We start from the raw sequence: 20,371 nt of genomic DNA on the forward strand, positions 1-20,371 counted from the left end.
CCTCAGGAAGGATGGTTCCATCACGACCTGCCGGACTTCCAGGTCATGTCCACGCTATTCATCCCAGCAGAAGACAACAGTGGCCCGCGGCGGGTGCTTGCGCTGGACTACTGGGGACAGCTGGAAGACTACACCCGCGCTGGCGCCACGATTGAGCGCATTAAGGCGGATACAGGCGGCCTGACCCGCATTCGGCAGCTGGGTGAAGATCTGTTCTGCTGCGGTGTGCACGGAATGATCTATCACCGCAACGAGGCTGGGTGGAAGCAACTTCCCACTCACTTCCCCGCACCCGAGCGCAGGAGTCTCGAGGACGATCTTGATTCGATGGACTTCGAAACTTGGCTCTTGTATTGCGGCCACATATTCGAACTTGACGGTGCTGCCGCACTACCCACTGATCCGGCGAAGCGTGAGGCCGAGCTGCGCCGGAAGTTCGACGAAACGCGCAACCAGATTGCTGAGGGCCGCAAGGACCCTGCGTACAGGGAGTTGCTCGCCAGTTTTGACGTGGCCAGCGTGAACGACCTCTGCGGAACCGGCTTAACAGACCTCTACGCAATCGGGTCTGATGGCCTGATTGCGCATTGGGATGGCTTGAACTGGACACTGCCCGAGCAAGTCACCACTGCGGAGCTGTTTCATGCATGTAGAACTGACCAGGGTCGCCTCTTCTTCGTCGGCATGGAAGGCGCCATCGTTACCGGCAACATCTCTACTGGATTTGAGTGCCTACGCCATGACGTAAGCGAGGACATCAACTTCAACTCGGCCTGTCAACATGGGCAACAGATCTACATCGGCACTGAATATGCAGGCCTGTACGTCTACAGCCTCGAAACCGGGGTAGTTGAACCCTTACTGGAAGGCATCCCCGAAGAACTGAGAAATGCGACGATCGTTGACGTCAGTTCCGCCGGCAGCGTGCTGTGGGTGCTGACGCCCTGGGACCTGATGCGATTTGATGGCGCTGCGTGGCAGGTCATTGTTCACCCGGACAACGGATGAGCCAGCCGAAAGCGTGCCAACCAAGGTTGGCACCTACCAGAGCGGGTCAGGTCGGATCGCGGTAGCGCCTGGACATACCCAGCGGATCAGGATCGGTAGTGCCGGCCGCTGGCCGGCAGATCAGAAACGTGTCAACCAAGGTTGACACCCACCGGAGCAGGTAGCGCCCCGGAGCAGGTAGCGCCGGGCCGGGCCCGGCGTCACGCATCAGTTGCCGATGACGTCGGTACCCGCCGGCGGGGTGAAGCGGAAGGTGTTGGCGGCGAAGCTGGGGTTGCGCTTCCAGCCGCTGAAGCTGATCACGGTACGCTGGCCCACCGCATCGGTGATCTCCATCTTCGCCAGGCCCTGCGCATTGAAGCCCAGCGCGGCGTACTGGAAGCTGGCTTCGGTATCGCGCTTCGGCGACAGCGACAGCCACTGCAGGCCATCACGGGTGGCAGCCTCTTCGCTGACGTCGTACTGCTGCTCCAGCAGCGCCGGATTGATCAGTGCGGTCAGCGGGCTGTTCTGCTCTTCCTTGCCCTGCTCGCGCACGGTCGCCTGTTCCAGGTCCGGCTCGAACATCCAGACCTTCTTGCCGTCGGCCACGATCAGCTGTTCATGCGGGCGCACGTATTCCCAGCGGAACAGGCGCGGCGCCGACAAGGCAACGCGGCCGCTGGTGGATTCCTTGACCTTGCCGCGGCTGTCGAACACCTGCTGGCTGAACTGCCCATCCAGGCCCTTCAGGCCGGTGGTGAAGGTCTTCAGGTCATCACGGGCGCCGGCCCAGGCGCTGCCGGCGGCGGCGCAGGCCACGGCCAGGGTGGTGGTGGCAAGGAAACGACGGAGGCGAAGGTTCATGCGAAAATCCTGTGGGCGCGCGGCCAGGAAAGTTAGGTGCCAGTGTGCCCGGCAAAAGATGAATGGGCGATCAGGACGTCATTATGACGCCCTGATCGCTGATCGGCGATTCAGCCGCCAGCGCCGGGCAGCTTGCCGTACAGCACCTGGCCACGGAAGCCGCGGCGCACCTCGCGGAACAGCGCGCGGAACGCGGCATAGTCCTGCGGCTGGCAGAGCGCCTCGGCGCCGCGCACCGCATTCTGCTGCAGGCGGTGATGCACGGTCACTTCCTGGCCCTGCCGGCTCCAGTCGACCCGGTACTCGCCGGCCGCATTGGCAAACCGCTGGCTGCCCGGAATCGCGATGATCGGGGCATTGGCCGGGAACTGCAGGCGATAGGTTTCTTCGCGCAGGCTGGCATTGCAGTAGAACGGCGTCTCGTTGTCCGGTGCCGAGGCGCTCGCGTACAGCCCGCGCACCGATTCGCCACCCGGCGGATCGGGTACGGCCATGCCGCCGGCCACGTCGAAGTCCACGTAATCCTCGGCCTGGAACGCCATGCGATAACCGAACGGCCGGGTCAGGTCGACCGGCACACCCTGCAGCTGCAGCTGGCCGCGGCCATCGAAACCGGACGCGGCCATGATCGATTCTTCAGCGCGCGCGCGGTTCTGTGCATTGAGCTGGGCGAACTGCGCGCGCATGCCTATCTCGGCGTTGTCGCTCAGCTGCGGCACCGTCTCGCCACGCAGATTGCCCTGCGCGTCGAAGGTGAAGCGCACGTCCATCACCGTCGCGTTGCGCTGCGGGTCGTTGGCAGGCGTGCGCGCCAGGGTGGCATCGCGGGTGTGCAGCACCGGCGCGCCGAGGTCGCCGTCGGGCAACTGGCCGAAGCGCGCCCACGCACTGGTCGAGTCCAGGTACAGATCGAACTCGGGCACATAGGTGATGGCGTGGTTGAAGCGACCCAGCAGCGGAATCTTCGGCAGCGTCGGCCCACCGCCGGCACCGATCAGCACCGGCGAACTGGTGATGCCCTTGGCCGCCAGCAGAGCTTCAAGGATGGTTACGTGGTCCTTGCAGTCGCCGTAGTGGTTGTCGAGGATGCTATGCGCGCTGCTCGGCTCCAGGCCGCCATTGCCCAGGTACACCGCCACGTAGCGGATGTTCTGCGCGACCCAGCGGTACAGCGCATCGGCCTGCGCGCGACGGTCGCTGACGCCATCGGTGACTTCGTCTGCCAGCGCCTGGATCTCCGGCGTGACCTGCGCGGCCGGCCCCGCCTTCAGTTGATAGGCGCGGCCCATCTGCGCCCAATCGCGGTAGGTGCTGGCCATGATGTTCGGCCCGAACTCCCACACCGCCGCCGACCAGTTCTGCGCCTGCATCGGTTCGCGGCGCTGGTAGCGCCAGCGCCACGTCGCCAGGCCGTTCTTCACCACCGGGCGATCACTGCCCTGCACGCCGCGGCTGTCCACGAACATGGGCAGATTGGCCGGCGCGCTCAGGGTCACCTCGGCATCGTCGTACTGGGTGAACACATTGAAGGTTTCCCACAGGCCGAAGTATCCCGGGAAGTACGGCGTCAGCTGGGTGCGCCGCACCTGGTAGAACAGCCGCGTGCCCGGCGCCAGGTTGGGGAACACGATCACCCGCACCTTGCGGTCGGCATACATCGCCGCCGAGGCGCTGGAATAGCTTTCCTGGGTGTAGATGCGATCGGCCGGCACCTCGCGGCGCTGGCCGTCGGCGGTCAGCGTGTAGGCGTTGACCACGTCCAGCGTTTCCATCTTCTCGCTGTAGCTCAACCGCACCTGGCTGAACTGCTCCACCGCTGCCTTGGTCTTGAGCAGGATTTCGTAGGTTTCGGTCTGTACGTTGCCGGCATCGGCGCGCACCTGGTAGTCGGCGCGATAGCGGACGAAGCTGAAGTTGTTGCTGGCCTCGGCATCGCTGCCGGTGGACGGCGGCGCGACCGCAGGTGCAGCCGTCGCGGCGGCATCGGCCAGCGCCGGGCCGGCTGCCAGCAGGCAGGCCAGCGCCAGCGCGCAGGAAACGGGTTGAAGCATGCATCGGTTCCTAGGACGTCGGGAATGCGGCAGGGCTTACTTCGGCGGCGGCGGCGCCAGCACCGTGCGGTCGCCGTTGTGTTCGGGCGAACTGACCACACCGGCCGCTTCCATGGCCTCGATCAGTCGCGCCGCGCGGTTGTAGCCGATCTTCAGGCGACGCTGCACCCCGGAAATCGAGGCACGACGGGTCTCGGTGACCACGCGCAGCGCTTCGTCGTACAGCGGGTCGGACTCATCGCCGCCGCCGGAACTGGTCTCCGGCAGGCCGGTCGCACCGACCACCACGCCATCACCCATCGTCTGTACTTCGTCCAGCACGCCGTCAACGTAGTCGGCCGGGCCCATTGCCTTGAGGTGCTCGACCACGCGATGCACTTCTTCATCGGACACGAAGGCGCCGTGCACACGCTCGGGCATCGCCGTGCCTGGCGGCAGATACAGCATGTCGCCGTGACCGAGCAGCGTCTCCGCGCCGGACTGGTCGAGGATGGTGCGCGAATCGATCTTCGAGCTGACCTGGAAGGCGATGCGGGTGGGAATGTTGGCCTTGATCAGGCCGGTGATGACGTCCACAGACGGGCGCTGGGTGGCCAGGATCAGGTGGATGCCAGCCGCACGCGCCTTCTGCGCGAGGCGCGCGATCAGCTCTTCGACCTTCTTGCCGACGATCATCATCATGTCGGCGAATTCGTCGATGAAGATGACGATGAACGGCAGCGTCTCCAACGGTCGCGGTGCCTCACCCAGCTCCGGGTTCGGCTTGAACAGCGGGTCCATCATCGGCTGGCCGGCGTCCTGCGCGTCCTTCACCTTCTTGTTGAAGCCGGCCAGGTTGCGCACGCCCACCGCGCTCATCAGCTTGTAGCGGCGCTCCATCTCGGCCACGCACCAGCGCAGACCGTTGGCAGCCTCCTTCATGTCGGTGACCACCGGCGCCAGCAGATGCGGGATGCCCTGGTAGACGCTCAGTTCGAGCATCTTCGGGTCGATCATCAGCATCCGCAGGTCTTTCGGCGACGCCTTGAACAGCAGGCTCAGCACCATCGCGTTGACCGCCACCGACTTGCCCGAGCCGGTGGTACCGGCCACCAGCAGGTGCGGCATGCGCGCCAGGTCGGCCACGGTCGAGCGACCGGCGATGTCCTTGCCCAGCGCGAGGGTCAGCGAGCTGGCCGACTTGTCGTACTCCTTCGAGCGCAGCAGCTCGGACAGGTAGATCATCTCGCGGGTGACGTTGGGGATTTCCAGGCCGATCACCGACTTGCCGGGAATCACATCGACCACGCGCACCGACTTGACCGACAGGCCGCGGGCGATGTCCTTGTCCAGCGAACTGATCTGGCTGACCTTGATGCCCGGCGCCGGCTCGATCTCGAAGCGGGTGATGACCGGGCCGGGGTTGGCGCCGACCACCTGTGCATCGATGCGGAAATCCTTGAGCTTGAATTCGATCTGCCGCGACAGCGCGTCGAGGGTGTCCTTGTCATAGCCGACGGGCTGCGGCTTGGGATCATCCAGCAGGGCCAGCGGCGGCAGGTCCGAGCCGTCGCCATTGACGCCGCGGAACATCGGGATCTGGTTGTCGCGCTTGGCCCGATCGCTCTTTTCGATCACCGGCTCAGGGCGCGGCTCGATCTTCACCGGTTCGCGCTTGGCGCGCACTTCGGCATCGGCCTTGCGCACTTCCTGGCGCTCCTCGCGCATCACGCGGGTCTGCTGCCACTCGGTGGCCTGCTCCTTCTTGCGCTCCAGCAACGGTGCCAGCGACATCACGCCGCGACCGATCTTCTCCATCACCACGAACCAGGACAGGCCTGTAGCCAGGGTGATCGAGGCCAGCAGCAGCACCAGCACGAACAGGTTGGCGCCCAGCGCGCCAAAGCCCACGCTGAGCGAATTTCCGACCAGCTTGCCAAGGATGCCGCCGGCACTGGAGACATCGCCACTGAACAGGCGCACGTGCAGGAAGCCGGTGCCGGCAATCAGGAAGCCGACCAGCCCGACCAGCCGCAATGCGGGGTCCAGATCGTTCTCGCCCTTGCTCTCGCGCTTCAGGCCGAACATCGCAATCCAGGCCAGCGCGCCCAGCACCACCGGCAGCAGGAAGGCGATGTAGCCGAACAACTGCAGCAGCACGTCGGCGATCCACGCGCCCGCACGGCCGCCCATGTTGTGTACCGGCGCGACCACGCTGCCGGTGTGCGACCAGCCCGGGTCCGTCGCTGAATAGGTGAAAAGGCTGGCAGCCAGATACAGCAGCGCCGGCGCGATGGCGATCAGACCCAGGTCACGCCACAGGCGCTGACGGCGTGGATTGTCGGTCGTGGCCGCTGCCGCCGAGCGACGCGACGCCTTTTTGTCGTCGGACTTGGAGCGTTCGGGGACCTGCTTCGCCACCTTAGACCATACCTTTGGAATGCGCTGTTAGTGTTTGATAATAAACGAGACGGCGTCAGTTTTCAGTTATCCGTTGCCGCGCAAGCGGGGACAGGGCCCGAAACCGCCCGTGGATGGCGCTGTTCTGTTCATCGGCTTGAATCGCCCTGCCCCAGCCGCCACTCTATGACCAGCCAAGGATGCTGTGCAAACATCGCCGCGCCTTGTCCCATCTACCTTTTCGCGAGTCTACATGAGCACCAGCCTGCCCTCCCGCCACCAGCGTCTTGTCATCCTCGGTTCCGGCCCGGCCGGTTGGACCGCTGCCGTCTACGCTGCCCGCGCCAACCTGAAGCCGGTCGTCATCACCGGCCTGCAGCAGGGTGGCCAGCTGATGACCACCACCGAAGTGGACAACTGGCCGGGTGACGCCCATGGCCTGATGGGCCCGGACCTGATGGCGCGCATGCAGGCCCACGCCGAGCGCTTCGAGACCGAGGTCATCTTCGACCACATCCACACCGCAGACCTGTCGCAGCGCCCGTTCAAGCTGATCGGCGACAGCCACGAGTACACCTGTGACGCGCTGATCATCTCCACCGGCGCGACCGCCAAGTACCTGGGCATCCCGACCGAAGACGAGTTCAAGGGCCGCGGCGTCTCCGCCTGCGCCACCTGCGACGGCTTCTTCTACCGTGACCAGGACGTGGTCGTGGTCGGCGGCGGCAACACCGCCGTGGAAGAAGCGCTGTACCTGTCCAACATCGCCCGCAAGGTCTACCTGGTCCACCGCCGCGACACCCTGAAGGCGGAGAAGATCATGCAGGACAAGCTGTTCGCCAAGGTTGAAGCCGGCAAGATCGAAACCGTCTGGCACCACCAGGTGGAGGAAGTGCTGGGCAACGAGGCCGGCGTGACCGGCGTGCGCGTGAAGTCGACCCTGGACGGCAGCACCCGCGACATCGACGCGCACGGCTTCTTCGTGGCCATCGGCCACCACCCGAACACCCAGCTGTTCGACGGCCAGCTGACCATGAACAACGGCTACCTGGAAATCCGTTCGGGCCTGGGCGGCAACGCCACCCAGACCTCGGTGGAAGGCGTGTTCGCCGCCGGCGACGTGGCCGACCAGCACTACCGCCAGGCGATCACCTCGGCCGGCTTCGGCTGCATGGCCGCACTGGATGCCGAGCGTTACCTGGATGCGCAGGGCAAGGCCAGCTGAGGCTGGCTTCTGCAGCGCCAGAGGCATGGTTGACTCGAAGCGGGCGCGAAAGCGCCCGCTTCAAAGCACTCAACCCGCCGTCGCGGGCTCCACACCGGCAGGGCTGATCGGAGCCCCACTCAATCCGCGCGACGTTCGGATGCACTGCACGACGTGGCGCACAGGCGGCGATTTCACGCCATCGGCGTCCACGACCCGCGTATCCCACAGAATTGGCGCACTCCCGGCGTTCTCGCACCGCAGGGTAATCTGGCTGGGCTTGTCGTCGGGGCTAGCGATGTGAACCTTTCCGTCGCTGCAGGTCCAGCCCGGCGGGCAACCCATGTTCGTGGTGACCAGTTCGATGGGGTACTGCGGATAGCCCTCGAAGGCGACATCCACCTGCTGTGAGCTTCCCTGAGGCAACCGTATTCCCTGGATGGGCTCGGCTTTCAACGGAACGCAGCCCTTGCCTTCGCGGAAGAGCCGGTAGCCCTTCTCGACTCCCTTCATGGAAGCGGTACGGAACACCGGGTCCTGGAGGGCGGCGGCGTCCGTGGCATTTGTGTGAAAAGCCACCTCGACCACTATGGACGGCATGGTTGCGAAGTTGTTTTCACCATGCCCTGCGGCAACGCCACCTCGGGGAACAGGAAAGTCAGCGTAACCCTCCTGTGCGGTGATGAGCTCCCGCATGCAGCACAACGTCAGATCGGCGAGCTGTCGATCCGCTGGCTTGCTTGAATGGTAGAAAACCCTTGACCCACGGGCAACGCCTGGCACATCCGCATTGGTGTGAATGCTGAGCATCCCTGCAACGCCGAGATGATTCGCGTAGTACGGTCGAGCGCGGATGTCATCTGACACCTCCCTGTCGCTCGCACTACTGTTCGCAAAGTGGTTCCAGATATCTGTCCGATCAGGAAGAAGATCCTTGAGATGGTAACGAGCTGACATCTCGTACCACGGACGCATTGAATCCGGGTGCGCACCGGCCCCGCCGCGACGCGCACGATGCACGGCCACACTCCCGCGATCTTCCAGCAGCCGTTGCAACTCGTCCGCATATCCGGGCGTAATCAGATCCTCCTGCACACCATTGCGTACAGGCCGCTGGAATTCCCACTCCATGCCAGGGTGCACTCTCAGCAGCCCGTGACTGGCCGAGACAAGAACCTGGCCCCCTGCCTGCCTGGCAGAGCCTTGCTGTTGCGCACTGATGTCGCGAGGAAAGTGTTCCCAGTAGGGCTTTCCCTCGTAAAGAATGACCGTTTCAACTTCGCCTACGCCGGCCTTCATGGTGTAGGCCTCCAAGGTGTTCCTGATGTACTGCTCCAGTTCCTCGAGCGAATGATCGTCCTCCGACGGCAGGATTCCAGCCCCGAAGCTGATGACGAGCTTCCGTTGCTGGATGTCAACCGAGGCACCCACTGATATGCCCGTGGATCTGGACTTGCGCAACTGGTGGTCATCCAGGATCTTCTGCGCCTGCCGCGTCAATAGAAGATCCAACGCCACATCCGTCTCAGCGGCGGGCGGCCAAGGCTGAGTGAGCGCCTGCGGACAGGGTAAGGTGCAGGCAATGATCGACGCCAATCCAATCCGGCGGAACGCGCGCACGAAGTTCACATCAGTTCCTTTGAAGGGCTGGGAAGTGCGCCACGCGTGTCGCACGGATCAACACTGTCAAACCCTCAGAAGGGATGTAATGCCAGGCGTTTCAGATCCGCGAATTCACAATTTCCCTCAGGCCCTTCGCGTCGACCAACGCCGCAACAAGCCAATCCTCGCCAGCCTCGAACAGCTCCCCGAGAATTTTGAGAAAGGCAAGCAGTCCATTGGCGAACACTGAACGGCATCGACCGTGCCCCTGCAGTCAGCGGTACCGAGTGATCCAAGGCCTACGCCAATCGGCACCCCGTCGCTCCCATCGTAACGGGCGATCAGACCCACACGCCAGCCTGGTTAAACTCAATCGGCGGCGCCGCGACACCATCCCGGACCTCACCTGCCCTATCCTCTCCCCATGCCCTCCGCCCGCTTTCTCGACACGCTGCAGTCAATTCCCGCCACCGACTGGGATGCCCTGCACGACGGCCGCAACCCGTTCGTCAGCCACGCCTTCCTTGCCGGCCTGGAAACCCATGGCTGCCTGCGCGAGGACTGGGGCTGGCAGCCGCAGCACTTTACCCTGTGGGACGGCGACACCCTGGTCGGCGCCATTCCCGGCTACCTGAAGACCAACTCGCATGGCGAGTTCGTATTCGACCACGCCTGGGCCAACGCCTATGCACGCCACGGACGCGACTACTACCCGAAGTGGCTCGGCGCGGTGCCGTACTCGCCGGTGACCGGCCCGCGGCTGCTAGCCGGTGACGATTCGCAGCGCACCATGCTGTTGACGGCACTGCGCGGACAGATGCCCGCACTCGACGTGTCGTCGGCACACATCAATTTCCACACGGCAGCTGACGAGACCGCCTTCGGCGACGACTGGCTGCTGCGCGAGGACATCCAGTTCCAGTGGCAGAACCCGGGCGACTGGAGCACGTTCGAGCAGTTCCTCGACGCCATGAACCACAAGCACCGCAAGAACATCCGCCAGGAGCGGGCCAAGGTCACCCGACAGGGCATCACCTTCCGGGTGGTGCATGGCGACGAAGCCAGCCGCGCCGATCTGCAGGCGATGTACCGCTTCTACCTGCAGACCTTCCTGGAATACGGCAACGCGCCAGCGCTGACCGAGGCATTCCTGCGCCATCTGGCGATCTCACTGGGTCGCGGCCTGGTGCTGTTCCTGGCCGAACAGGACGGCGAACCCATTGCCGGTGCGTTGTGCCTGCGTGGTGGCGACACGCTGTACGGCCGCTACTGGGGCGGCGCCACCCTGCCCGGCCTGCACTTCGAGGCCTGCTACTACCAGGGCATCGAATACTGCCTGCGCGAGGGCGTGGCCCGCTTCGAGCCGGGTGCGCAGGGCGAGCACAAGCTGGCGCGCGGCTTCCTGCCGACCATCGTGCGCAGCCGGCACTGGGTGGCCGATGCAGAGTTTGCCGAGGCGCTGCGCGACTGGTGCCGGCAGGAACGACGGGATGTGCGGCGCTACCAGCAGGAGCTGCAGGGGCATAGCCCGTTTCGTACGGAACCGTAGCGTCGGGCTGGCTCGGATGAGCTAAGAGTACTGGCTGTAGTGCCCACTGATCCGGCAATGGTCACACCAGAACGTATAGAGCATTCCTCCATTCATCCACTGCATCAGAGATGCCATCATCCAAAGGAATGTGGGAGTCAAGCTGCATGACAAAGAACATCGTGCGGCAACAATCGGGACAGGACAGATAGAACCCGCTCTGGATCCAGGATGGCAGTCCGCCCACCCGGCTGTAATTCTGCCGACCGCCCACATAGCTAGGCGGTTGCCAGAAGCGACCCGGAAGCTCGACCAGATCGACGCCCGCCACCAATAGCGAAGGCGACGTTTCGGAACATGCACGCGGGTCGAGAACCTGCGATTCATGGGCGAAGGGAAGACCCTGCGCATCGTGGCGGAAGTACACGGGATCTCCGTGGCACCAACCGGACTCTCCATTGTCTGGGCAGTCCAGGCATATGCCGAGTGTCACCATCGAGAGGGTGCACGGGCCGATCAACGCCAGCTCCAGTTCCAGCAAACGCTGCAATGGTGAGTCGCATATTCCACACCGCCCTTGCAGGCGACCGCCCATATGCGCCGTTGCCTTTGCACTCCCGCCCTTCCAAGTTGGATGCAAACGCTGGAGGCGGCGCTCCACGCCCGTGGATTCCGCCAGTTGCAAGCGCTGGAGCTGCGCATTGAAACGCAGGTGCAGACCATACCCTCCATGCAGCGCGCGTCCGGAGCCCGCCTCGAGACCAGACAATCCCTCTCGTCCAATTGTTGCCCAAGGGTCATTCCGTGAACCGTGTAGATCACGCACGGCATCCTGGAACTCCACTACCCCGCTCATTTCAAGCGGCATTCCGGGCAAGCCAGCAGCAGATGAGGATGCCCCTCTTGCCTCCTGAATCCACCGCCGGCCGACCTCAATCGGCAGCTCCCGCCAGAACGGGCCTTCTATAGGCTCATGGGCCGACAGGCGTAGGACGGCATCCCAGTCATCATGGAGCAATCCGGGGGAACGATAGGCTGCCTGCGCCGCGATCTCGGCTGCCAGCCAGTGGTTATTACCGCTCTTGAACTCGATCCAAGCAAACCTGCAAACCTCTGTGGCACGGTCATCCGGCAGCAACTCAGCCGCAGCCCTTAGCATCCCGCTTCTCTTCGCCCGAACCTTCATCGCCAGAATGAGCAGTGTCGAGAGGGCGGCGGTATCACGCTCAGAGAGATCGAGCATCGCAACCAAGGCTCTATCTGAGCCCCCGGGCATTTGAGCCATCTCAAGCAGCTCTTGCATGGCGGCAATACAGGTCATGGCAGTCGGCCCAGGGCATGTAAACCAAAAGGGTGACTGGAGGTGCCTCACAAGGGAATGCAACAAATCTCAAAAATGGAAGCCTTCAGGCGACCGAGGCGCTCAGGTGCACTGCCAGAAATGCCCGCTAACCCGGCACTTCGCGCACCAGAAGCTGTACAGCATGCCGCCGCTCCCCCACAGCAACATGCCCTCATTGGTGGTCGGCAACGTTGAGTCGAGTTGCATCACGAAAGGCATCTGCTCGCCGCAATCGATGCATGCCGGGTAATGCGCGCTCTGCACCCAGCTCGGCGCGCCACCCACCCGCGACAGATTCTGCCGATGATTGGACTGGCCCCAGTCCTGCTGCTGCCAGCGGTGGCTGTCCATCGCGGCAAGACCGACCTCGGCCAGCATCAGGTCGCCGCTGTCGGTGGGATTGATCAACACCTCACGGTACTGGCTGGGGTGGCAGCTCGGCACACCGTCCGCATCGTGGCGATAGAAACGCACGGGCGGATCTTCCCAGCCGCAGCAGTCCAGGCACAGGCCCAGGGTGATCGAGCCGGCCGCTCCCTCCTCCAGCGCCGCAGTGTCGGTCTGCAACAGACGCTGCAGCGGTGCATGACAACTGCCACACACAGCGTCGAGCAAGCCGCCCATGTGCCCCGCATGCTGCACCTGACCGCCATTCCAGGTGGGATGCAGCCGCCAGATCCGTTTGCGCCAGCCCGGCTCTTCGGCCACCTGTGCACGGTGCTGCCTGATTCCAAAGCGCAGGTGCAGCGGTTGCTGGTCATGCAGGCGGCGCAGCCGTGGGCCATCGGCCAGGCCCGCCCAGTGCGCCCAGACCTGCGCATCCAGATCGCTCCAGTCGGCCAGGTAGCCTCGGGCGGCGGCATGGGTTTCCGGCTGGGCAGCCAACAGCAGTGCCTTGGCGCGCTCCAGTTCGCGATCGTCATCGGCCTCGGTCAACCGATGCGCCCAGTCCGCCGCGAGCGGCGGCGGCAGTGCCTGCCAGACCTGCGAGGCCAGTTGGATGTCATCCTCGATGGCGACCTCCAGCAGCGCCTCCCAGTCGCCTTGCAGCGTGTGCGGCGCCTGGTAGCTGGCGAACTCCAGCACGCTGGTCAGCAGCTCGCCACGCTCACCGTCACGATAGCGCCGCCAGGCATCGGCACAGACCGGCGCGACAACCTCATCCGGCAGCAGATCCAGCGCCGTATCGAGGAAGGCGGAGCTGGGCGAGCGGCGCTCCAGCGCCTGCAGCAGCAGCGCGCCAAGCTGGGGGCGGTCTTCGCTGGCCAGGGTCAACAGCATGCCCAGGCTGTCATTGCGTGTGCGCGGCGCATCGTGCACATCGAGAATGGCGGTGATGGGGTCGCTCATGCGGGTTGATGATAGACCCACTTCAAGGGAACTCGAGCCAGCACAACAGCGAAGACCACCGATCCGATGATGAATACGATGGTTCGCCAATCCTTTAGTGGTAACACGCCAAGCTCGGAGGTAAACAGCGCACTGCCCCCAAGCCCGCACAGGAAGGCCATTGGAATTGTCGCCCATCTTCTAAGTACGAGTCTGCGCCCACCATCTCTCCACTGACCGAATCCCACGAGCAGCAGGGAGCCATATATGCACATGAGGGCTGATGCAACCACAAGCCTGAACGACTTTCCCACAACGGTGTCGTCGCTAAGCGAGCTAACTACTCGGACGTCGCTGATCCCCGCAATTCTCGCCTGCGCAGTCACACTTGGTTCCGCGCCGCTCGTGAGAAATCCGATCTGAAAGCTATCCCCCGGATTGAGGAGCAATGGCTTTACAACGAGCTGTCGCTCTTGCCTTTCAAGCTCTGGCTTTAGTGCCGCAGGCTGAGATGTGAGGACCTGCGCCTGCGCAATTGCCACATTGCCCATCGCAAGAGTTAAAGGCCTTTCAACATCCGCAGCGGCGATAGAACGATTTCCTGCGTTCGTCACCTGTACCACCACATAGTATGGCTTGACGACTCGCTTACCACCGATTGCGAACTCCATCTCACCGTCCACTCCGGTTGGCAGTGAGGGGTTCAGGTTCGCTTTGGACAGAATCCTAACTTCGATCTCCCTTGAATCGGAATCTGCCATCCAAAGAACCAATGGAACAAGGACGCCTAGCATCGCTAGCGCCAACCCGGCAATAGCAGTCCACTTTCCCGACATTACTCCCCCTGTAGATCTCAGATTGATAATTTCAGACATTGGGCTCGCACAAATCAGCACCCCCTCCGGCGCCAATGCATCTCGATGCCTGACGCTCACCTCTCCGCATTTTGAGGCAGAGTGAGTTCCGAGTGGGAGCCGCCTGCCTGATGCGCCCACCCAACTAGTCCACTCCACCTCCGGAAGGCTGCGCCATTAATAGGCGTGAGACTTATGCCTTTCACCGTCTAGATACAATGCCGTCATGACCCGTCAGCTTCCCTGGCGCCTGGCCGATGCGCCGGATGCCCCCTTCCCGCCGGCCGAGACCGCGCTGCGCCAACCCGATGGCCTGCTGGCCGTGGGCGGCGACCTGCACCCGCTGCGCCTGCTCAACGCCTATGCCGGCGGCATCTTTCCGTGGTTCAGTGAGGGCGAGCCGATTCTGTGGTGGTCGCCGGACCCGCGCATGGTGTTCCGCACTGACGGCGTGCACCTGAGCAGCAGGTTCCGCCGGCAGCTGCGCGGCAGCACCTGGGAAGTGACCGCCGATACCGCCTTCAGCCAGGTGATGCGCGCCTGCGCCAGCGCCCCCCGTCCCGGCCAGGACGGCACCTGGATCAGCCCGGCGATGGTCGATGCCTACAGCCAGCTGCACGACTTGGGATTCGCGCATTCCTTCGAAGTGTGGGACCGGCAGACGCTGGTCGGTGGCATCTATGGCGTGGCCATTGGCGCGATGTTCTTCGGCGAAAGCATGTTCAGTGGCGCCAGCGGCGGCTCCAAGGTGGCGCTGGCGGCACTGGCGCGCACGCTGCATGGCTGGGGTTGGCCACTGATCGATGCGCAGGTGGAGAACCCGCACCTGCTGCGCATGGGCGCCGAGCACCTGCCGCGCGCGCCGTTTCTGCAACAGGTCCGCAGCGCGGTGCAGGCGCCGGGCCGGGAAGGCGCCTGGACCCAGCGGGTCGGGCGCGTGCCGGCAGCGGATTTTGCCGGGGAATAACACAATCTTTGCAAGCTGGGCGTTTGACGCGTAAAATGCTGCGCCTTAGGCCCAACGTGGCCGTTTTCTGAACCGCACAGGACTACATGTCGAAAGACGATTCCATCGAGTTCGAGGGCACCGTCAGCGAGACGCTGCCGAACACCACTTTCCGCGTTCGTCTGGAAAATGGGCACGAAATCATCGCCCACATCTCCGGCCGCATGCGCAAGAACTACATCCGCATCCTCACCGGTGACCGGGTCAAGGTTGAAATGACCCCGTACGACCTGACCAAGGGTCGTATCACCTACCGAATGAAGTAAGCGGCTGGCGCGTTGCGCCACCCCGACAAGGCCAGCCCTGGACGCTGGCCTTTTGTCATGCCTGAAATCCGGCCCTGCCGGACGGCACCCTGACCGAATGCACCGTGACATCGGTCAGCCATGCTTGCGGCAGATTCGCATTCGCGCCAGCGGCGTCATCGTGGCACCCGATCCAGTCCGGATCGCCACCCCCTGCCCCCGTCATGAACATGTCTTCCCTGCCCGCTGGCTTCGCTGCGCTCGCACTTATCACCGCCGCCCTGATCGCACCCGCCGCCCAGGCTGCCGACACGCCGTCAGCCACCACCGGTGACAGCTGCATTGCGTTGAGTGAGGATCAGCAGATCGTCCGCGCCGGTGCCGATCGCGATGTGCTGCTGCGCAGTGGCGACCAACACTATCGCGTGGTCTTCACCGCCTCCTGCAACAGCGCCGTGACCTCCCGGCGATTGGCCATTGAAACCCAAGGCCAGAGCAACCAGCTGTGCGGCGGCTCGCGCAGCGTGCTGAAAACCGATCGCGCCAGCTGCACGATCGAGCGCATCGAGCCCCTGGAAGCGGCCGCCTTCCAGCGCATGGCCCGCCAGCGCAGCCGCTGAAGGCCGACACGACAAGGGCGGCCTGAGCCGCCCTGTCGTTGCCTCCGTCGCCGGGCAATGCCCGGCAGACGCTTATTCCACCGTGGCCGGCAACAGCCGCTCCGGCTCGGCCTGCGCCTCGACCACCAGCTCGTCGTTGCGCACGTCGATGCTGACCTTGCCGCCGTTGACCAGCTTGCCGAACAACAGCTCGTCGGCCAGCGGGCGCTTGACCTTGTCCTGCAGCACCCGCGCCATCGGGCGGGCACCCATCAGCGGGTCGAAGCCGTGGTGGGCCAGCCAGTCGCGCGCGGTCGGGGTGGCCGACAGGCTGACGTGCTTCTCCTGCAGCAGCATCTCCAGCTCGATCAGGAACTTGTCCACCACGCGCAGGATGTGCTCGAAGCCCAGCGGCTGGAACTGCACCACCGCATCGAGGCGGTTGCGGAATTCCGGAGTGAACGCACGACGGATGGTCTCCATCGCGTCGGTGGCATGGTCCTGCTTGGTGAAACCGATCGAGCGCCGCGAGGCCTGCGCCGCGCCGGCGTTGGTGGTCATCACCAGCACCACGTTCTTGAAGTTGGCTTCGCGACCGTTGGTGTCGGTCAGCACGCCGCGGTCCATCACCTGCAACAGGATGTTGAAGATGTCCGGGTGCGCCTTCTCGATTTCATCCAGCAGCAGCACGCAGTGCGGCGTCTTGACGATCTTCTCGGTCAGCAGGCCGCCCTGGTCGAAGCCGACGTAGCCCGGAGGCGCACCGATCAGGCGGCTGATCGAATGCGGTTCCATGTACTCGGACATGTCGAAACGGACCAGTTCGATGCCCAGCTGCAGCGCCAGCTGCTTGGTCACCTCGGTCTTGCCGACACCGGTGGGACCGGCGAACAGGAAGTTGCCGATCGGCTTTTCCGGATTGCCCAGGCCCGAGCGCGCCAGCTTGATGGCCGAGGCCAGGGTGCCGATGGCCGGATCCTGGCCGAAGATCACCATCTTCAGGTTGCGCTCCAGGTGCTGCAGCACATCCTTGTCGGTGGCGCTGACCTGCTTGGCCGGGATGCGCGCCATCTTGGCGACGATGGCCTCGACCTCTTCGACGTCGATCAGCTCCTTGCGCTGGCCTTCCGGCAACAGGCGCTGGCGGGCACCAGCCTCGTCGATCACGTCGATGGCCTTGTCCGGCAGCAGGCGGTCGGCGATGTGCTTGACCGACAGGTCGACGGCAGCCTGCAGCGCTTCGTCGGCGTAGGTGACGCCGTGGTGGGCTTCGTACTTGGACTTCAGGCCCTGCAGGATTTCGTAGGTCTCGCCCACGGTCGGCTCGACGATGTCGATCTTCTGGAAGCGACGAGCCAGCGCCCGGTCCTTCTCGAAGATGCCGCGGTATTCCTGGAAGGTAGTCGAGCCGATGCAGCGCAGCTCGCCCGACGCCAGTGCCGGCTTGATCAGGTTGGAGGCATCCATGGTGCCGCCCGACGCCGAACCCGCGCCGATGATGGTGTGGATCTCGTCGATGAACAGCACCGCATTGGGCACCTTCTTCAACGCGGTCAGCACACCCTTCAGACGCTTTTCGAAGTCGCCACGGTATTTGGTGCCAGCCACCAGCGCGCCCAGGTCGAGCGAATAGATGACCGCATCGGCCAGCACGTCCGGCACCGAGCCTTCCACGATGCGTCGGGCCAGGCCTTCGGCAATCGCGGTCTTGCCGACGCCGGCCTCGCCCACGTACAGCGGGTTGTTCTTGCGGCGGCGGCACAGGACCTGGATGGTGCGTTCGATTTCGTCGGCACGGCCGACCAGCGGGTCGATGCGACCGGCGCGGGCCTGTTCGTTGAGGTTGCTGGCGAACTCGGTCAGGGCATCGCCCTTGGGCTCGCCCTCGCCCCCTTCCATGCGGCCCTCGCCCTCGGACGAGGACGGTTGCTCGCCTTCCTCACCCAGCTTGGCGATGCCGTGGGACAGATAATTGACCACATCCAGCCGGGTGACGTCCTGCTGGTTGAGGTAATAGACGGCGTGGGAGTCCTTTTCGCCGAAGATGGCGACCAGCACGTTGGCGCCGGTGACCTCCTTCTTGCCGGAGGACTGCACGTGGTACACGGCCCGCTGCAGCACGCGCTGGAAACCCAGGGTCGGCTGGGTATCGCGGCCGTCATCTTCGGCCAGGCGGGACACGGAGGCCTCGATGGCCTGCTCCAGCTCCTGGCGCAGGCGGTCGGCGTCGGCACCACAGGCCTTCAGTACGGCCTGGGCGGACGGGTTGTCGAGCAGTGCCAACAGCAGGTGTTCGACCGTCATGAACTCATGTCGGGCCTCACGGGCGCGCTTGTAGCACTGGCCGATGGTGTGTTCGAGGTCTTTGCTGAACATGGATTACTCCGGCGGCAGTTGGGGACAATATGCGGCCTGACTACGCGATTTCCATCACCCTAGCGGATTGCGACGTTCAGATGGCGTTAGCAGTGCGAACCGCTTGATCATCGTTCACTCCAGGACAGCACCCTCACCATGAGCGAACCCTACCTGAGCCGCTGGCGATGGCGACGTGATGGTCCTTTGATCCGTACCCCCCATGCCCGGCTCTGGCCGGTGCTGACCGTCTCTGGCGAGGCGGCCATGTTGAAGGTGAGCACGGAGACAGAGGAACAGAACGGCCATCGCCTGCTGCGCTGGTGGAACGGCGACGGTGCCGCACGCCTGCTGGCCCACGAGGGGCCGGCGATCCTGATCGAACGGGCGCACGGCGACTCGCTGCGGCAACGTTCGATCAAGGGCGAGGACGACGCCTGCACCATGATCCTGTGCCAGGTCCTGCAGCAGCTGCACCGGCCACGGAGCGCGCCGCCAGAAGACCTGGTCTGCCTGCGTAGATGGTTCGCCGATCTGCTGCAGGCAAGGGCGCCGCTGCCGCCATTGCTGGAACAGTGCAGATCGCTGGCGATGGCACTGCTGGAAGACGAGCAGGAAATGCGGCCGCTGCATGGCGACCTGCACCACGACAACGTGCTGGATTTCGGCGCGCGGGGCTGGCTGGCGATCGACCCGAAGCGGCTGCTGGGTGACCGCGCCTTCGACTACACCACGATGTTCAGCAACCCGGACCTGTGCGGGCCGGGCATCCACGTAGCAACGCGGCCCGAGCGCTTCCATGCCCGGCTGGAACAGGTCTGCGAGCTGGCTGATATCGAGCGCACGCGGCTGCTGCGCTGGATCGCGGCCAGTGCCGGGCTGTCAGCGGTGTGGTTCCGGGATGATGGCGACCCGGCCGACATCGATGAGACGGTGGCCGGGATGGCCCTGCAGGCGCTGGCGGAGGCGTGAATCCTCTGCCTGCCTTGATAGGTGCCCACCTTGGTGGGCACGCTCCATCCGGGGTCGATACGCCCGGGCAGAAAGCAGCCGAGCATGGGCTCGGCTCTACAGATCGTGGGCGGTCAGGCCTTTTCCATCGTGCACAGCAGCGGGTGCTGGTTCATCCGCGCGTACTCGTTGACCTGGGCCACCTTGGTTTCGGCCACTTCGCGGGTGAACACACCGCAGACGCCACGGCCACGGGTGTGGACGTGCAGCATCACCTGGGTGGCCTTGTCCAGGTCCATGTTGAAGAACTGCTGCAGGACGTCCACCACGAAATCCATCGGGGAGTAGTCGTCATTGAGCAGCATGACCTGATAGAACGGCGGCGGCGCCACTTCCGGGCGCGCGGGCTCCACGGCAACGCCGTGCTCGTGGTGGGAATCGGGGGCGGACTCGCGAGGCATCTGCCGATTATAAGGGGTGAGTCGGCCTTGCGCAGGCCCTGCGCGGAATGGACGGCACGGACGCCCGCCGTCACAATTGCACCTTCCCACACTCTTGGTTTCACAGGATCTTCATGAAAAGGACCCTTCTCTCCGCCCTGCTGATCGCCCTGGCTGCCGCTGGCACCGCTGGCACCGCTGGCGCTGCGACCACCACTGACAGCGCGAAGGCCGACAAGGCCATTGCCCGTCATCTGGAAAAGCTGGGCTACACCTACGAGGTGGATGAAGACGGCGATTACCAGATGGTGTTCGACGTCGAAGGCGACCGCACCCAGATCGTCTATGTGCGCTCGTCGGTGGAAGACTTCGGCACCCACAACATCCGTGAGATCTGGTCGCCGGGTTACACCTCGCAGACCAAGCAGTTCCCGGTGGCCGTGGCCAACCGCCTGCTGGAAGACTCGCAGGATGCCAAGATGGGCGGCTGGGTGAAGCAGGAGTCGACCGCGATGTTCGTGGTGAAGATCGATGCCGACGCCACCTCCGACCAGCTCAGTGACGCCATCGATGCGGCCATCCGCACCGCCGATGCGATGGAGCTGGAGCTGACCAAGAAGGACGACCTCTGA

17 protein-coding genes are annotated in these 20,371 nt (G+C 64.2%); 8 read left to right on the forward strand and 9 right to left on the reverse strand.

Going from position 1 to position 20,371, the window contains the following annotated elements:
* A partial coding sequence (locus GIW57_RS17295) for a hypothetical protein (protein WP_229979724.1) occupies positions 1–1,008 on the forward strand: 1,008 nt, incomplete at its 5' end.
* Between the two features lie 207 nt (positions 1,009–1,215).
* Here GIW57_RS17295 and lolA read toward each other — a convergent pair.
* The 3 genes from lolA to GIW57_RS17310 all read right to left on the reverse strand — a co-directional run bounded on the left by lolA (position 1,216) and on the right by GIW57_RS17310 (position 6,305).
* The gene (gene lolA, locus GIW57_RS17300; protein ID WP_089241098.1) at positions 1,216–1,854 is read right to left on the reverse strand and encodes an outer membrane lipoprotein chaperone LolA; all 639 of its coding nucleotides are present in this window, start codon (positions 1,852–1,854) and stop codon (positions 1,216–1,218) included.
* 110 nt (positions 1,855–1,964) lie between these two features.
* Positions 1,965–3,905, reverse strand: a complete 1,941-nt coding sequence (locus GIW57_RS17305; RefSeq protein ID WP_236512114.1) for a DUF3857 domain-containing protein — start codon at positions 3,903–3,905, stop codon at positions 1,965–1,967.
* 36 nt (positions 3,906–3,941) lie between these two features.
* Positions 3,942–6,305 (reverse strand): DNA translocase FtsK, encoded by a 2,364-nt coding sequence (locus GIW57_RS17310; protein ID WP_100465328.1) that lies wholly within the window; start codon positions 6,303–6,305, stop codon positions 3,942–3,944.
* Between the two features lie 232 nt (positions 6,306–6,537).
* Between GIW57_RS17310 and trxB the strand changes: the two genes are divergently transcribed.
* Positions 6,538–7,509, forward strand: coding sequence for a thioredoxin-disulfide reductase (gene trxB / locus GIW57_RS17315; protein WP_025877237.1), 972 nt, complete (start codon positions 6,538–6,540; stop codon positions 7,507–7,509).
* Between the two features lie 69 nt (positions 7,510–7,578).
* Here trxB and GIW57_RS17320 read toward each other — a convergent pair whose 3' ends face one another.
* Positions 7,579–9,117 carry an N-acetylmuramoyl-L-alanine amidase gene (locus GIW57_RS17320; protein WP_236512116.1) on the reverse strand — a complete coding sequence of 513 codons (1,539 nt, stop codon included), beginning with the start codon at positions 9,115–9,117 and terminating at the stop codon, positions 7,579–7,581.
* Between the two features lie 397 nt (positions 9,118–9,514).
* Here GIW57_RS17320 and GIW57_RS17325 point away from each other — a divergent pair, with 397 nt between their 5' ends.
* On the forward strand, positions 9,515–10,639 hold the full coding sequence (locus tag GIW57_RS17325; protein ID WP_236512118.1) for a GNAT family N-acetyltransferase: 1,125 nt from the start codon (positions 9,515–9,517) through the stop codon (positions 10,637–10,639).
* Positions 10,640–10,700: 61 nt separating this feature from the next.
* On the opposite strand, the gene GIW57_RS17330 is transcribed toward GIW57_RS17325, so the two are convergent.
* The 3 genes from GIW57_RS17330 to GIW57_RS17340 form a co-directional block, all read right to left on the reverse strand.
* On the reverse strand, positions 10,701–11,939 hold the full coding sequence (locus GIW57_RS17330; RefSeq protein ID WP_236512120.1) for a hypothetical protein: 1,239 nt from the start codon (positions 11,937–11,939) through the stop codon (positions 10,701–10,703).
* A gap of 102 nt (positions 11,940–12,041) precedes the next feature.
* The gene (locus GIW57_RS17335; RefSeq protein WP_236512122.1) at positions 12,042–13,310 is read right to left on the reverse strand and encodes a hypothetical protein; all 1,269 of its coding nucleotides are present in this window, start codon (positions 13,308–13,310) and stop codon (positions 12,042–12,044) included.
* Positions 13,307–14,050 carry a hypothetical protein gene (locus GIW57_RS17340; RefSeq protein ID WP_157804890.1) on the reverse strand — a complete coding sequence of 248 codons (744 nt, stop codon included), beginning with the start codon at positions 14,048–14,050 and terminating at the stop codon, positions 13,307–13,309. The genes GIW57_RS17335 and GIW57_RS17340 overlap by 4 nt, the downstream gene beginning before the upstream one ends.
* 319 nt (positions 14,051–14,369) lie before the next feature.
* On the opposite strand from GIW57_RS17340, the gene aat reads away from it, so the two are divergent.
* From aat to GIW57_RS17355, 3 genes are all read left to right on the forward strand, one after another.
* Positions 14,370–15,110 carry a leucyl/phenylalanyl-tRNA--protein transferase gene (gene aat / locus GIW57_RS17345; RefSeq protein WP_236512124.1) on the forward strand — a complete coding sequence of 247 codons (741 nt, stop codon included), beginning with the start codon at positions 14,370–14,372 and terminating at the stop codon, positions 15,108–15,110.
* 86 nt (positions 15,111–15,196) lie between these two features.
* Positions 15,197–15,415, forward strand: a complete 219-nt coding sequence (infA, locus tag GIW57_RS17350; RefSeq protein WP_005409596.1) for a translation initiation factor IF-1 — start codon at positions 15,197–15,199, stop codon at positions 15,413–15,415.
* A 209-nt stretch (positions 15,416–15,624) separates the two neighbouring features.
* Positions 15,625–16,014 (forward strand): hypothetical protein, encoded by a 390-nt coding sequence (locus tag GIW57_RS17355; protein WP_236512125.1) that lies wholly within the window; start codon positions 15,625–15,627, stop codon positions 16,012–16,014.
* Between the two features lie 72 nt (positions 16,015–16,086).
* On the opposite strand, the gene clpA is transcribed toward GIW57_RS17355, so the two are convergent.
* On the reverse strand, positions 16,087–18,369 hold the full coding sequence (gene clpA, locus GIW57_RS17360) for an ATP-dependent Clp protease ATP-binding subunit ClpA (RefSeq protein WP_049467362.1): 2,283 nt from the start codon (positions 18,367–18,369) through the stop codon (positions 16,087–16,089).
* A gap of 138 nt (positions 18,370–18,507) precedes the next feature.
* On the opposite strand from clpA, the gene GIW57_RS17365 reads away from it, so the two are divergent.
* A complete protein-coding gene (locus tag GIW57_RS17365) occupies positions 18,508–19,320 on the forward strand; it encodes an APH(6) family putative aminoglycoside O-phosphotransferase (protein ID WP_236512127.1) in 813 nt (270 codons plus the stop codon).
* A 113-nt stretch (positions 19,321–19,433) separates the two neighbouring features.
* On the opposite strand, the gene clpS is transcribed toward GIW57_RS17365, so the two are convergent.
* Positions 19,434–19,760 carry an ATP-dependent Clp protease adapter ClpS gene (gene clpS / locus GIW57_RS17370; RefSeq protein ID WP_025879127.1) on the reverse strand — a complete coding sequence of 109 codons (327 nt, stop codon included), beginning with the start codon at positions 19,758–19,760 and terminating at the stop codon, positions 19,434–19,436.
* A gap of 113 nt (positions 19,761–19,873) precedes the next feature.
* On the opposite strand from clpS, the gene GIW57_RS17375 reads away from it, so the two are divergent.
* The gene (locus tag GIW57_RS17375) at positions 19,874–20,371 is read left to right on the forward strand and encodes a hypothetical protein (protein ID WP_100465320.1); all 498 of its coding nucleotides are present in this window, start codon (positions 19,874–19,876) and stop codon (positions 20,369–20,371) included.

Source organism: Stenotrophomonas sp. PA-6-5C, from assembly GCF_021605635.1.
GTDB classification, from domain to species: Bacteria; Pseudomonadota; Gammaproteobacteria; order Xanthomonadales; family Xanthomonadaceae; genus Stenotrophomonas; species Stenotrophomonas lactitubi.

Bases quoted from the DNA above. Each gene is read 5' to 3' on its own strand.
- GIW57_RS17375 (WP_100465320.1), top strand. From the start codon at position 19,874: ATGAAAAGGACCCTTCTCTCCGCCCTGCTGATCGCCCTGGCTGCCGCT.
- lolA (WP_089241098.1), bottom strand. From the start codon at position 1,854: ATGAACCTTCGCCTCCGTCGTTTCCTTGCCACCACCACCCTGGCCGTG.
- clpS (WP_025879127.1), bottom strand. From the start codon at position 19,760: ATGCCTCGCGAGTCCGCCCCCGATTCCCACCACGAGCACGGCGTTGCC.
- GIW57_RS17335 (WP_236512122.1), bottom strand. From the start codon at position 13,310: ATGAGCGACCCCATCACCGCCATTCTCGATGTGCACGATGCGCCGCGC.
- GIW57_RS17365 (WP_236512127.1), top strand. From the start codon at position 18,508: ATGAGCGAACCCTACCTGAGCCGCTGGCGATGGCGACGTGATGGTCCT.
- GIW57_RS17305 (WP_236512114.1), bottom strand. From the start codon at position 3,905: ATGCTTCAACCCGTTTCCTGCGCGCTGGCGCTGGCCTGCCTGCTGGCA.
- GIW57_RS17355 (WP_236512125.1), top strand. From the start codon at position 15,625: ATGTCTTCCCTGCCCGCTGGCTTCGCTGCGCTCGCACTTATCACCGCC.
- trxB (WP_025877237.1), top strand. From the start codon at position 6,538: ATGAGCACCAGCCTGCCCTCCCGCCACCAGCGTCTTGTCATCCTCGGT.
- infA (WP_005409596.1), top strand. From the start codon at position 15,197: ATGTCGAAAGACGATTCCATCGAGTTCGAGGGCACCGTCAGCGAGACG.
- GIW57_RS17325 (WP_236512118.1), top strand. From the start codon at position 9,515: ATGCCCTCCGCCCGCTTTCTCGACACGCTGCAGTCAATTCCCGCCACC.
- clpA (WP_049467362.1), bottom strand. From the start codon at position 18,369: ATGTTCAGCAAAGACCTCGAACACACCATCGGCCAGTGCTACAAGCGC.
- GIW57_RS17330 (WP_236512120.1), bottom strand. From the start codon at position 11,939: ATGACCTGTATTGCCGCCATGCAAGAGCTGCTTGAGATGGCTCAAATG.
- GIW57_RS17340 (WP_157804890.1), bottom strand. From the start codon at position 14,050: ATGGCAGATTCCGATTCAAGGGAGATCGAAGTTAGGATTCTGTCCAAA.
- aat (WP_236512124.1), top strand. From the start codon at position 14,370: ATGACCCGTCAGCTTCCCTGGCGCCTGGCCGATGCGCCGGATGCCCCC.